General features: G+C 74.6%; 15 protein-coding genes and 1 pseudogene. All 16 read right to left on the reverse strand.

The window, feature by feature from the left end; translation table 11 throughout:
- Positions 1-495 (reverse strand): magnesium chelatase domain-containing protein (locus CRM73_RS15735; protein WP_305067809.1); only part of this gene is annotated, 495 nt, incomplete at its 3' end.
- A gap of 165 nt (positions 496-660) precedes the next feature.
- Positions 661-1,839: a hypothetical protein gene (locus CRM73_RS15740; protein WP_229588405.1), complete on the reverse strand. Its 1,179-nt coding sequence runs from the start codon at positions 1,837-1,839 to the stop codon at positions 661-663.
- A gap of 174 nt (positions 1,840-2,013) precedes the next feature.
- Positions 2,014-2,382, reverse strand: a complete 369-nt coding sequence (locus tag CRM73_RS15745) for a YraN family protein (RefSeq protein WP_229588407.1) — start codon at positions 2,380-2,382, stop codon at positions 2,014-2,016.
- Positions 2,383-2,494: 112 nt separating this feature from the next.
- Positions 2,495-2,839, reverse strand: a complete 345-nt coding sequence (locus CRM73_RS15750) for a DUF2469 domain-containing protein (RefSeq protein ID WP_144836305.1) — start codon at positions 2,837-2,839, stop codon at positions 2,495-2,497.
- Positions 2,836-3,609: a ribonuclease HII gene (locus CRM73_RS15755; protein WP_144836306.1), complete on the reverse strand. Its 774-nt coding sequence runs from the start codon at positions 3,607-3,609 to the stop codon at positions 2,836-2,838. The genes CRM73_RS15750 and CRM73_RS15755 overlap by 4 nt, the downstream gene beginning before the upstream one ends.
- Positions 3,599-4,504: a signal peptidase I gene (gene lepB, locus CRM73_RS15760; protein ID WP_229588409.1), complete on the reverse strand. Its 906-nt coding sequence runs from the start codon at positions 4,502-4,504 to the stop codon at positions 3,599-3,601. The genes CRM73_RS15755 and lepB (CRM73_RS15760) overlap by 11 nt, the downstream gene beginning before the upstream one ends.
- 62 nt (positions 4,505-4,566) lie before the next feature.
- Entirely contained in the window at positions 4,567-5,247 is a 681-nt protein-coding gene (gene lepB / locus CRM73_RS15765) for a signal peptidase I (RefSeq protein WP_017833753.1), read from the reverse strand.
- A gap of 16 nt (positions 5,248-5,263) precedes the next feature.
- Entirely contained in the window at positions 5,264-5,668 is a 405-nt protein-coding gene (rplS, locus tag CRM73_RS15770; protein WP_017833754.1) for a 50S ribosomal protein L19, read from the reverse strand.
- Between the two features lie 195 nt (positions 5,669-5,863).
- Positions 5,864-6,682 carry a tRNA (guanosine(37)-N1)-methyltransferase TrmD gene (gene trmD / locus CRM73_RS15775; RefSeq protein WP_229588411.1) on the reverse strand — a complete coding sequence of 273 codons (819 nt, stop codon included), beginning with the start codon at positions 6,680-6,682 and terminating at the stop codon, positions 5,864-5,866.
- Positions 6,682-7,335 carry a ribosome maturation factor RimM gene (gene rimM / locus CRM73_RS15780; RefSeq protein ID WP_229588413.1) on the reverse strand — a complete coding sequence of 218 codons (654 nt, stop codon included), beginning with the start codon at positions 7,333-7,335 and terminating at the stop codon, positions 6,682-6,684. The genes trmD and rimM overlap by 1 nt, the downstream gene beginning before the upstream one ends.
- Positions 7,336-7,474: 139 nt before the next feature.
- Positions 7,475-7,717, reverse strand: a complete 243-nt coding sequence (locus CRM73_RS15785) for an RNA-binding protein (RefSeq protein WP_017833757.1) — start codon at positions 7,715-7,717, stop codon at positions 7,475-7,477.
- Between the two features lie 2 nt (positions 7,718-7,719).
- Positions 7,720-8,154, reverse strand: coding sequence for a 30S ribosomal protein S16 (rpsP, locus tag CRM73_RS15790; protein ID WP_031283142.1), 435 nt, complete (start codon positions 8,152-8,154; stop codon positions 7,720-7,722).
- Positions 8,155-8,335: 181 nt separating this feature from the next.
- The gene (locus CRM73_RS15795; RefSeq protein ID WP_229588415.1) at positions 8,336-9,517 is read right to left on the reverse strand and encodes an ABC transporter permease; all 1,182 of its coding nucleotides are present in this window, start codon (positions 9,515-9,517) and stop codon (positions 8,336-8,338) included.
- Positions 9,514-10,455, reverse strand: a complete 942-nt coding sequence (locus tag CRM73_RS15800) for an ABC transporter ATP-binding protein (RefSeq protein ID WP_017833760.1) — start codon at positions 10,453-10,455, stop codon at positions 9,514-9,516. Before CRM73_RS15800 ends, CRM73_RS15795 begins: the two co-directional genes overlap by 4 nt.
- A 160-nt stretch (positions 10,456-10,615) precedes the next feature.
- A complete protein-coding gene (locus CRM73_RS15805; protein ID WP_095650548.1) occupies positions 10,616-11,305 on the reverse strand; it encodes a response regulator transcription factor in 690 nt (229 codons plus the stop codon).
- Positions 11,302-11,559 (reverse strand): annotated as a pseudogene (locus tag CRM73_RS15810) (sensor histidine kinase); the annotation flags it as partial. The pseudogene CRM73_RS15810 and the gene CRM73_RS15805, both read right to left, overlap by 4 nt.

Consider the following 11,559-nt stretch of genomic DNA (forward strand, 5'->3'; position numbering starts at 1 on the left):
GCCGGCGAGCACGTCGGCGAGGCAGCGGAAGCCCTCCACCCGTGCGCCGGGGACCAGCCCCGCCTCCGCCGCGTTGGCCGCCGGGACGACGATCCGCTCGTGCCCGGCGCGCACGGCGGCCATGACCGCCGGCAGGATGCCGCGCACCGGCCGCAGCGCCCCGTCCAGGCCCAGTTCGGCCAGGAAGACGGTCCGTCCGGTTGCGGGCACGTCACCGGCGGCCTGCAGGGCGCTCATCACGATGGCGAGGTCGAAGAGGGATCCCCGCTTGGGCAGCGTCGCGGGGGTCAGGTTGACCGTGAGCTTGCGCGGGCTCAGGGGCATCCCGCTGTTGCGCGCCGCCGCCCGCAGCCGTTCCCTCGCCTCGTTGAGCGCGGCGTCCGGCAGCCCCACGATGGAGAAGGCGGGCAGGGTCTGCCCGATGTCCGCCTCGACCTCCACCATCGACCCGTCGAGCCCGACCAGGGCCACCGCCCAGGTGCGTGCGAAGCCCATCAGCGCACCCCGGTGGCGGGCGCGACGGGGTCCCGGGGGCGGCGCCCGGGGACGGGGAACGGAAGGGGACGACGACGGTGCATGGGAACCTCCTCGTTCCCAGACTGTGCCGTGCCGGCGGAGCGCGGCGGTGTCGCCCGCCCGACGGTGGAGAAGTCCGCCGGCTCAGACCAGTTCGGCCCCGCTGGGGAGCGAGGGTGACGGCCCGGGCGTCGCGGCCGGTGACGGAGCGCCCGTGGAGGCCGTGGGGGTGGGTGTCGCCGTGGGGGACGGAGCGGGCGACGGAGTGGTGGTCGAGGCCGACGGCGCGGGCGTCGGCGTGGACTCCGGGCGCGGGGGCCAGTTCCAGCGCCTGGAGGTGCTCGGCGAGGGCGAGGCCGAGGCGCCGGCGGTGGCCCCGGGGGTGGCGACCTCGCCCCTGGCGGGGTTCTCGGCGGGAGGCATGGTCTCCTCCGGCGGTGGCGCGACCGGGGGAACGGGCGTCGGCGTGGGCTCCGGCGTCGGCTCCGCGGGAGGGACGACGGGAGGGATCACCGGGTCCACCGGATGCTGGGGGTTCGCCGGTTCCACCGGCGGCTGCGGCGCCGCCGGCTCGGGCTCGGGCTCGGGGGCCGGTGCGGGTTCGGCCGGCACCGGCGCGGCAGGCACGCGAGGCGGCTGCGCGGCGGGACGGGCGGGTTCGGGTGCCGCCGGTGCCGGCGCCGGTTCCGCCTCGATCCGCTCCCGGGGCGCCGGCTTCGGCACCCCGGCCCGGTACTGGCGCTGCTCGGGCCCGTGCCCGACCGGGGCGGGGTCCTGTGACCGGTCGTTGGGGTACGGGGACAGCTCGATGTCGTCGAAGGTCTTCGGCAGCTTCTCGAAGTCGCCGACCATGAGCTCCCGGCCCGTGGCGCCGACTGGCACGGCGCCGGTGTACTGGGCGATCAGCTCGTGCGTGCGGGCGTCGAGCCGGGCGCCCTCCTGCGGGTCGAGGGGGGAGCCGTCGGCGCCCCAGAAGCCGCCCTCCCCGGAGCGGTTGGGGTCCCAGTCCGAGAGGACCTCGGCGACCGGCTCGAACGGGAACTGCCCGCCCTCGTGGCTGATCACCTTGAGGTCGTCGATCTGGACGGTGCGGGTGCCCTCGGTGTTGTCGATGTGCAGCTCCACGTAGACCACCGGCTCCACGCTCAGGTCCCGCCGCAGCTGCTCGACGTCGTCGTCGGGGGCCGGCACGGTGGGCAGGTCGAAGGTGATGACCGCGCCCTCGTCGGTGGTGAGGGCGTACGGGCCCGGGCTGAGACCGCTGGGCGCGGTGGTCACGGTGCCCGGCTGCGCGATCGCGTCGGGCTCCGGGGCCTTCAGCACGCCGCACCCGGTGGCGGTCAGCGCGACAGCCGCCGCGAGAGCCGCAGCGCGTCGTGGAGCGGCGAGCGGTCCCGCAGCGACCACAGCACACCTCCGTCGTTACTCCCGGTCATCGACGGTTCAACATTGGCACGTCGCACGAGGCATGTCACGCGGGCCCGGGCGCGCCGCGTCTCATTGGATCTGCCGCAGGACCTCGATCTCCGGCCATCCGCCGTGTGCGAAAGTAATTGCAACGGCATCGACCCTGACCACCCGGGGGTCGCGGTCGTGGGCCCGCGCCCAGGCGGCCGCCAGGCGGTGCAGACGGACGATCTTCTGCCGCGTAATGGACTCGAACGGATGCCCGTACCGCAGGCTCGAGCGGGTCTTCACCTCGACGACGACCACCCAGCCCTCGTGCTCCGCGACGAGGTCGGCCTCCCCCCGCAGTCCGTCCCGGGAGGGCCGTGCGCGCCAGTTGCGCTCCAGGACGCGGTACCCCCGCGCCTCGAGGTGGGCGGCCGCCAGCAGCTCGCCGAGCGCGCCCAGTCCCTCGGACACGGGACACCTCCCTGCTCGGCGGCGCCGTCCCGGCGGCGGCCGGTCGGGTGCCCTCATCGTGCGCCGCGCCGGTCCCCCGCCGAGGGGCCCCAGGGGCCGTGTGCAGGGCGGATCAGGAGGTCGCGGGCCCCTCCGGCACGGGCCCGGCTGCGCCCGGCACCGCGAAGGGGTCCGCGTGGGCGAGCTCCTCCACGTTGACGTCCTTGAAGCTCATGACGTGCACGTGCTTCACGAAGCGGGCGGAGCGGTAGACGTCCCACACCCACGCGTCCTTGAGCTCCACGTCGAAGTACAGCCCGTTCTTCGTCTCGACCGGCTCGACCCGGACCGAGTTGGCCAGGTAGAAGCGGCGGTCCGTCTCCACCACGAACTGGAAGAGCCCGGCGACGTCCCGGTACTCGCGGTACAGCTGCAGCTCGAGGTCCGTCTCGAAGTTCTCGAGTTCTTCGGCGCTCATGTCGTCCCGTCTCCGATCGTGCTCGGCGCGGCCGCGGGCGGCGCCTGCGTGAGCCGCCAGCTGAGCCGGTGGTGCGGCGTGGTCCCGTGCTCCTCGAGGGCGCGGCGGTGCCGGACGGCGCCGTAGCCCTTGTTGCTGTCCCAACCGTACTGCGGCCAGCCCGCGGAGAGCTCGCCCATGACCCGGTCCCGCTCGACCTTCGCGAGCACGCTGGCGGCGGCGACGGACGCGCACGTCAGGTCTGCCTTGACGCGGGTCACGACCTGTCCGTCCCACCCGTGCACCGGGAGGCCGTCCGCCGCGGGCGGGGGGTCGCCGAAGAGCGTCCCGGCGCCGGGCTCCGAGAGCCAGTCGTGCGCGCCGTCGAGGAGCACGACGTCGGGCGGCGTCCCCCGCCGCGCCGCGGCCGCGATCGCCCGGTGTCCGGCCAGGCGCAGCGCGGCCGTCAACCCGAGTCCGTCGATCTCCTGCGGCGAGGCGTGGCCGACGCCGGCGGCCGCGCACCAGGCGAGGATGCGGGGGACGAGCGCCTCTCGCCGTGCAGGGGTGAGCAGCTTGCTGTCCCGCAGCCCGGGGACCCCGCGCCCGGTCCCGGGTCGCAGGACGACCAGCCCGGCGGTGACGGGTCCGGCGAGGGCCCCGCGGCCCACCTCGTCCATCCCGCCGACGAGGCGCCCGTCCGGCTCCTGCAGGGACCGCTCGACGACGAGCCCCGGGGCCCCGCCCCGGGGCGGCGCCGAGCGCCGGCCCGGCCGGGGCTCAGGAGCCACCGGCGGACCGGTCGGCGACGTCGGCGAAGACCTCGTCCGGGTTCTGCAGCAGCTGGAACCGGTCCAGCGGCCAGGCGATGACGAACGCGGTCCCGACGACGTCGTCGTGGCTGATGAACGCTCCGTTGTCCGCGATCTCGGCCAGGTGCACCCGGGCGTCGGCGGACGCGTCCCGGTGGTCGCCCAGCACGAAGTAGTGGTTCTCGGGGACCTCGACCTCGAACTCGAGCTCCGAGGGCGCGGACCCGGGGTAGAGGTACGCGTCCTGCTCCTCGAGGGCCTCCCCGTTGACGGTGACCCGCCCCGAGGCGTCGCAGCACGCCACGGTGTCGCCCCCGACCCCGATGACGCGCTTGATGAGGTGCTGGTCGGTGCGATCGGGCAGCACGCCGACGAAGGCCAGGGCGTCGTAGACGGCGTCGGTCGGCCCGCCCCCGCTGTCGGGCTGGGCCGGCAGCCAGCCCTTGGCGTCCTCGAAGACCACGATGTCCCCGCGCTCGAGCGGGCCGAAGGTGGGCTCGAGCACGTTGACGAAGATGCGGTCGTTGAGCTGGAGGGTGTTCTCCATCGAGCCGGAGGGGATGTAGAACCCCCGCACCAGCAGGGTCTTCACGACGAACGCGATGAGCACGGCCCAGACCAGCACGAGGAGGATCTCCCGCGCCGAGCCCCAGAAGGTGTCGGGGCGCTTCTTGCGGGAGCGCCGGTCGGAGGAGCGCCGGCCCGCGCGGCGCGACGACGCCTGGTCCTGCCCGTCCTCGGCGCCGTCGAGGGGTGCGGTGGCGCGCTCCGCGTCGGCGGTGGGCGCCGCCGGGACGGGAACGGCGGCGTCACCGGGGACGCCGTGGTTCTCCTGGGGCACGCCGTCGCCGGCGGGCTGGGTCCTGTCGGCCACTGCTCTCGTCCTTCCTGGGCGGACGCCTGTGGGCGTCCGGATCCGGATCCGTGCGGATCGCGTCAGAGCTGCCCGGCCCGGTCCCGGGGCCAAAGAACAGCAATGGGTTCTCCGATGACCTTATCCGCTCGGACCAGTCCGCCACCGGGCGCGCCGAGCAGGCTGCGCGAGTCCACCGACACCGACCGGTGGTCGCCCATCAGCCAGAGCCTGCCCTCCGGGACCACCGCGGTGAACTCGACCTCGCTGGGCCGGTCCCCGTCGAGGACGTAGTCCTCGACGATCTCCTCGCCGTCGACCTCGAGGCGGCCGGAGGGACCGCAGCAGGCGACGGTGTCCCCGGGGGTGCCGATCACTCGCTTGAGGTACACGCTGTCCGAGCCGGTGAGCCCGCTCCACCGGCCGAGGGTCTGCAGGACCTGCACGGGCCACGGGTCGTCGCTGTGCAGCGGGGCGAAGCTGCCCCGCCCGTCGAAGACCACGAGGTCGCCCCGTTCGAGAGCGTCCTCGTCGACGAGCTTCCCCACGAGCACCCGGTCCCCCGGTTCGACCGTGGGCTGCATCGAGTCCGACCCGATCCAGTAGACGTCCAGCACGAAGGCGCGCAGCAGACCCGTGACCAGCACGGCCGCCAGGAGGGCGAGGACGACGGAACGCCAGCCCCGAGCACGGGGCTGGCGTTCTCGCCGAACGGCGTGGGACCCGGTGGCGCGGGGGTCCCGTGCGCGGGTTCCGGTGGACACCGAAGCGCGCGCTGTCCTACTTGCCGGACTTGCCGGACTTGACGGCCTTGCCGGACTTCGAGGACTTGGCCGTGGTGTTGTCGCGCTTCTCGCGGATGCGGGCGGCCTTGCCGTGGCGGTCGCGCATGTAGTAGAGCTTCGCGCGGCGGACGTCACCGCGGGTGACGACCTCGATCTTCTCGATGACCGGGGAGTGCACCGGGAAGGTGCGCTCCACGCCCACGCCGAAGGAGACCTTGCGGACGGTGAAGGTCTCGTGCACGCCGGCGCCCTGGCGGCCGAGGACGAAGCCCTTGAAGACCTGGACGCGGGAGCGGCTGCCCTCGACGATGTTGACGTGCACGTTGAGGGTGTCGCCCGGACGGAAGTCGGGGACGTCGCTGCGCAGCGACTTGGCGTCGAGCTGGTCGAGAATGTTCATGGTGACTCTCCTGGTGAACGCCGCAGGTCGCTCACGTGGGTCGGCACGGATCCGTGGTGGCGGGGCGGTGCCCGGTCCGGGTGCGGGATCCGCAAGACGTGGTGACGGGAGCCCTGTTCGGGGTCCCGGGTGTCCGGCTGTTGGTCGCTCATCCCCCTGCGGCAGGGGCGTGCCCAGCAGACACACAGCTGAACATTATGCCACAGGTTCCCCGGAGGCGCCGTCCCCGGCGCGCACCACGTGTCCGCCCGAGACGACCCACCCGGCCTCGGCCAGGACGGCGCGGTCCGCGCGGTCCAGGCCGGCGGGGTCGAGGGACGCGACGAGGTCGGGGCGGCGGGCGGCGGTGCGCTGCAGCTGGCGGTCCCGCCGCCAGCGAACGATCCGGCCGTGGTGGCCGGAGAGCAGGACCTCGGGGACCGGCCGGTCCCGCCACAGCGCGGGCTTGGTGTAGACGGGGTACTCGAGCAGGCCGTCGGCGTGGGACTCCTCCACGAGGGACTCAGGGTTGCCGACCACGCCGGGCACGAGGCGCCCGATGGCCTCGACCATGGCGAGCACGGCGACCTCCCCGCCGTTGAGGACGTAGTCGCCGAGGCTCATGGGGCGGACCTCGAAGTGCTCGCGGGACCAGTCCACCACGCGCTCGTCGATGCCCTCGTAGCGCCCGCACGCGAAGACGAGGTGCTCCCGCAGGGCCAGCTCGCGGGCGGTGGCCTGAGTGAAGACCTCACCGGCCGGGGAGGGCACGACCAGCACCGGCCGCTCCCCCGCCGGCGCGGGTCCGCCGCCGAGGACGGCGCCGAGCGCCGCGGCCCACGGCTCCGGCTTCATCACCATGCCGGCCCCGCCGCCGTAGGGGGTGTCGTCCACGGTGCGGTGCCGGTCGGTCGTGAACTCGCGCAGGTCCGTCACGGTCAGCTCGAGGAGGCCCTGCTGCCGGGCCTTGCCGATCAGGGAGAGGTCCAGGGCGGAGAGGTACTCGGGGAAGATGCTGACGACGTCGATGCGCATCAGCGCCCGCCCTCCGTCGCCTCGTCCGCGGGGTCCCCGGTGCCGGGGTTCCCACCGCCGGGGTTCACGGCGTCGCCGTTCCCGTCGTCGTCGTTCCCCTCGTCGGGCTTCCCGTCGTCGAGGCCGAGCTCGAGCAGCCCCGGCGGAGGGGTCACCACGACGAAGCCCCCCTCGGGGTCGACGACCGGGACGATCTCCTCGACGAAGGGGAGCACGGCCTCGCGCCGCCCCTCGTCGAGCTCGATCTCCAGCAGGTCCTGGACGGGCAGGGTGCGCAGCCCGGTGACCACGCCGATCCGCGGGCCCGACCCGTCCTCGGGGCCGGTGCGCACCTCGAGGTCGACCAGCTCGTGCTCGTACCACTCGTCGGACTCGGGGTCCTCCTCCAGCGCCTCGGCGTAGAGGTGGGCTCCGCGCAGGGTCTCGGCCCCGTTGCGGTCGGGGACCTCCTCGAGGGCCACCACGAGCACGGCCTTGTTCCAGCGCGCCCCGCGCACGGTGACCACGCCCTCGGGGGCGAGGGGGACGGACGGCTCGAGCAGCAGCCGGGCGCCGGGGGCGAAGCGCTCCTCCGGGGCGTCGGTGAACAGCTGCACGGTGACCTCCCCCCGGATGCCGTGGGGCTTGCCGACGCGGGCGACCTGGACCTTCATGGATCTCCTGGGGGTCGGCGGCCGGGTGGCCGCGGGGAGGGGTGCGGTGGCGGGGAAAAGCCGACGGTCCCCGCATCCGGTGCGGATGCGGGGACCGTGCGGGCGGCGGGACCGGACGCCGGGGCGCCCGGTGCGCGCCTCAGCGGGTGCGGTCGGTGTCGACGACGTCGATCCGGACCGGGCCGTCCTCGGCGAGTGCGCCCACGACGGTGCGCAGCGCCTTGGCCGTGCGGCCCTGGCGGCCGATGACCCGCCCGAGGTCGTCCGGGTGCACCCGGACCTCGAGGGTCTCCGACCGGCGCCCGCTCTTGACACGGACGTCGACGTCATCGGGGCTGTCCACGATCCCGCGGACCAGGTGCTCCAACGCGTCGGCGAGCATGACTACTCGGCCTTCTCGGCGTCAGCCGCGGGGGCGTCGTCGGACTCGGCACCGGGGGCGGCCGGCTCGGCCTTCTCGCCCTTGGGGGTGATCGCCTCGGGGACGATCACGGAGCCCTTGTCGGGGGCGACGAACTCGGCCTTGGGCTCGCGCGTCCGGAGGGTGCCCTCGGCGCCCTCCTCGCCCTTGAACCGCTGCCAGTCGCCGGTCACCTTCAGGATGGCGGCGACGGCCTCGGACGGCTGGGCGCCGACGCCGAGCCAGTACTGGGCCCGGTCCGAGACGACCTCGATGTAGGAGGGGTGCTCGGTCGGGTGGTACTTGCCGATCTCCTCGATGACGCGGCCGTCGCGCTTCTTGCGGGAGTCGACGACGACGACGCGGTAACGGGGATCGCGCATCTTGCCCATGCGCTTGAGACGGATCTTAACAGCCACTGGTGTGGACTCTCCTGGTTCTTGGATGAGGTGAACGCCCTGGTCTCGCTCCCGTGGGGCGGGCCGGTCACAGGGGTTCTGTGGACACGAGAAACGTGCGGCGAGAGGGACCGCACGCATCGAGTACCCGTCCAGTATGCCAGACGCCGTCAAGTCCGGCGTCCGGCGGCGCGCTGCCCGCTCACTGCTCGAGGCGCGCGGCCTCCCGCCACGTGAGGGAGCGTCCGCCCTGGAACACGGCGCGCTGGTAGATCCGCTCCCCGAGGCGCAGCAGCACCCAGGCCGCGGTGAGGGCCAGCGCGAGGGACAGCACGGGCTGCCACCAGGCCACGCCGCCGTCCAGCATCCGGATGGGCATCGCCACCGAGGAGACGACCGGGACGAAGGACGCGGCCGTGAGCCACGCGCCCTCGGCGTAGAGGCCCACGAAGAGGGCTCCGATGAGCACCGTCATGATCGGCCCGGTGCTCGTCTGGAGGTCCTCGGAGCGGGAGGCCAGGGAGCCGAGGACCGCCCAGACGGAGGCCTGCGCGGCGAAGCCCGCCACGAAGAAGGCCACGAACCAGCCGGACGCGGCGAGGATCCAGCCGACGTCCGCGGCGGCGCCCGTGACGTTGACGCCGACGAGGCCGACCGCGGCGTAGAGCCCGATCTGGCCGAACGCGAGCAGGGAGTTGCCGAGCACCTTGCCGTAGAGCAGCTGCCGGACGGGGACGGCGGTGGCCAGGATCTCCACGACCCGGTTCTGCTTCTCCTCGAGCACGGAGTTGGCGATGGCCATGCCGAAGAGGATGGCGGCCAGGTAGAACAGGAACGCGAAGACGAAGCCCACCACGAGCCGTGCGGGGCCGCGGTCCTGTCCGCCGGACAGCAGCTCGGTGCGCACCTCGGCACCCGCGGTCAGCTCCTCGGCGGTCGTCCCGGCGGCCCGGGCGCCGGCCGCCAGCGTCTCCGCGGCCACCGCGTCCTCGAGGACCCGCGCGAGGGCGGGGTCGACGTCGTCCTGGCCGACCACCGTCCACCCGTCGAGGTCCCGCAGCAGGGCGGCGTCGGCAGTCCCGTCGGCCACCGCCTCGCGGGCCGCGTCCGGGGAGTGGGCGGAGTGCACGGTGAGGGTGTCCTCGCCGCGCTCGGCCAGCTCCTGCGCGGCCCGCGCCGCGACGGGCGCCGCGTCGGGCGCCGCGGTCGCCAGGACGTGGTCGGCGGCCCGGCCTCCGAACAGGGCGGAGGCGGCGATCGAGGCGGCCACGAGGAGCACCGTGACCACCGTGGAGAGCAGGAAGGACCGGTCCCGCAGTTTGACGGAGATCTCGCGGGACGTGACGATCCACCAGGGACGGGCTGCGGGCGGGCGGGCGCTCATCGGGTGACCTCCCGGTAGACGTCGGACAGGGAGGGCACGATCTCGGCGAACTCCAGGAGCCCGCGGGGCACAGCGGTCTCGAGGACGCGGCGGCGGGCGGCGGCGTCCGCGAGCTCGAGCACCGCGGCGGGTCCGTCGACGTCGACGACGCGCACGCCCGGCAGGTCCCGCACCCAGCCGGCGTCCTGCTCGCAGCGCAACCGGTGCCGGCGGGGACCGGTGCGGCGCAGGTCCTCGGCCGTGCCGGAGGCCAGGACCCGGCCGCCGGAGAGGACGACCAGGGAGTCGCAGAGCCGGTCGACGAGATCGAGCTGGTGGCTCGAGAAGAGCACGGGCACGCCCTGGGCCGTGTGCTCGCGCAGCAGCTCGACCATGGAGTCCACCGCCACGGGGTCCAGGCCGGAGAACGGCTCGTCCAGCACCAGGGCGGCGGGCCCGTGCAGGAGCGCGGCGGCGACCTGCACCCGCTGCTGGTTGCCGAGGGAGAGGGACTCCAGCCTGTCCTTCCCGCGCTCGGCCAGGCCGAAGCGCTCCAGCAGCCGCCCGGCCTCCGCGAGGGCGTCCCGGCGGTCCATGCCGTGGAGCCGGCCGAGGTAGCCGAGCTGGTCGAGCACCGGCTGCTTGGGGTAGAGCCCCCGCTCCTCGGGCATGTACCCGAAGCGGGCCCGGTCCGCCGCGGTGGCGGGACGGCCGTCCCACAGGACCTCGCCGGCGGAGACGCGCAGCACGCCCATCAGCATCCGCATGGTCGTGGTCTTGCCCGCGCCGTTGGCGCCGACGAAGCCGGTCATCCGGCCGGGCTCGACCCGGAAGGAGACGTCCTCGACCACGGTGCGGCCCCCGAAGGACCGGCTCAGGCCGCGCGCCTCCAGGACGTGCCCCTCGGGGCGGCTCCGGAAGCGGGTCGTGGTCGCGGCGGGGGTGGTGCTGGTGCTCATGGGCCCGGGTCCTCTCGGGGTGCGTCCTCCCGGTGGGTGCCGGGCGGCTCGTGGTCAGCCTACGAACGCGGGGGCCCCGGCGGATCCCCACCCGGGCGGAGTGCGGGTGCCCCGGGGAGCGGGTCGCGGCCGGCGGCCTCCGTCCCGGGGCGGAGCCCGCTCAGTCGACGAGGCCTGCCCGGTGGGCGAAGACGACGGCCTGCACCCGGTCCCGGGAGCCCGTCTTGGCGAGGATGTTGGACACGTGCGTCTTGACGGTGGCGGGCCCGAGGAACAGCCGCTGGGCGATCTCCGCGTTGGACAGCCCGTCCGAGACCAGCAGCAGCACCTCGTGCTCCCGCTCGGTGAGGGACTCGACGACCCGGCGCCGGGCGGGGTCGGACGGCAGGGGGTCGGCCGGCGCGGGAGCGGCCTCGGGGGCGGGTGCCGGGGCGTCCGCGGTCAGGGCCCGGATGACGCGCAGCGTGGCCTCGGGGGCGAGCAGCGCGTGGCCGCCGGCCACGGCGCGCACGGCCTCCACGAGGTCGTCCGGGTCGGCGTTCTTCAGCAGGAACCCGCTGGCCCCGGCGGCGAGCGCGTCGAAGAGGTAGTCCTCGCGGTCGAACGTGGTGACGATCACGACCTTCGCGCACCCGGTCCCGACGATCCGGCGGGTGGCCTCGATGCCGTCCATGACCGGCATCTGCACGTCGAGCAGCGCCACGTCCACGGCCCCGTCGCGGGCGGCGGCGACGGCCTGCGCGCCGTCGGAGGCCTGGGCCACGACCTCGATGTCGTCCTCCACGGACAGGACCATGGCGAAGCCGGAGCGCACGAGGGCGTGGTCGTCGGCGAGCAGGACACGGATCATGCCTCCGATCCTCGCAGAATCCCGTCCGGGGCGCCGGAGGCGGCGCCGGCGGCCGCGTCCGGGGCGTCCTCCCCGGTGCCGCCGGGGGGCAGGGGGCAGCGGGTGCGGACCCGCCAGCCGGGCCGGCCGGAGCGCGGCCCGATCTCCGCCTCGCCGCCGTGCAGGCGGACGCGCTCGCGCAGCCCCTGGAGGCCGAACCCGGTGCCGGCGGTGCCGCGGCGGGGCGAGCCGTCGTCGAGGACCTCGAGCTCGAA

Origin of the sequence: Kocuria sp. CCUG 69068 (genome assembly GCF_020833785.1) — a bacterium.
GTDB lineage: Bacteria > Actinomycetota > Actinomycetes > Actinomycetales > Micrococcaceae > Kocuria > Kocuria rosea.